This window comes from Flavobacterium sp. (assembly GCF_017744675.1).
Classification (GTDB): Bacteria; Bacteroidota; Bacteroidia; order Flavobacteriales; family Flavobacteriaceae; genus Flavobacterium.
This window is the reverse complement of the sequence record NZ_JAGIAV010000016.1, coordinates 1-561: the sequence shown is the minus strand read 5'-3', so window position 1 is coordinate 561 and position 561 is coordinate 1. Positions and strand designations below refer to the sequence as shown.

At 42.8% G+C, this 561-nt stretch carries 2 protein-coding genes; one reads left to right on the top strand and one right to left on the bottom strand.

The features are described 5' to 3' along the window. Positions 1–129: 129 nt before the first annotated feature. Positions 130–252 carry a hypothetical protein gene (locus tag J7574_RS23135; RefSeq protein ID WP_290974721.1) on the bottom strand — a complete coding sequence of 41 codons (123 nt, stop codon included), beginning with the start codon at positions 250–252 and terminating at the stop codon, positions 130–132. A gap of 139 nt (positions 253–391) precedes the next feature. On the opposite strand from J7574_RS23135, the gene J7574_RS23130 reads away from it, so the two are divergent. Continuing rightward, positions 392–561 (top strand): single-stranded DNA-binding protein (locus J7574_RS23130; RefSeq protein WP_290974723.1); only part of this gene is annotated, 170 nt, incomplete at its 3' end.

Here is a 561-nt window from a genome sequence, read left to right as displayed (position 1 = left end):
GTTCCGAGGCAATGGGTGGCAAGATAGGCGGTTGTTAAACAACCGTTCATCTTGCCAGACCACGGGAACTTTATGGTCTTAATATCAGGTGTTTCTAATAACGGTAAAATTAAGAAGAAGCGCTTAGCATCAATTGGTTTTCATTCGAAACGGATAAAAAGGTAGCCAAGATAGCGCCAGTGCGTCTGCCGCATGCGCATAACTGGCTCCAGTTCCTTTTGCCAGCCCTTCGGGACTTATAGCACTTCGCATCCTTTTACTTGCGCTTGGCTCTTGCTTTCTTTTTTCCGTTTTTCTTTTGAAAACAGTTTTAAAGGGGAGGCGGCTGTAAAGGGAAGGAATTCAATCATTTTTAGTTAACGATTTTATAGGCCATTTAAATTTTAAGGTTATGGAAATTACAGGAAGGGTTACGGCAGATGCTAAAGTGCGCAGAGTGGGAGAGAAAGAGGTTTTGAACTTCAGAATAGCAGTCAACGACCGCTATAAGTCGGCAGGCAGTTCAGAGTATAAGGAGGTAACGACATTTATCAACTGTTCATATTGGATAAGCTTGAAGGC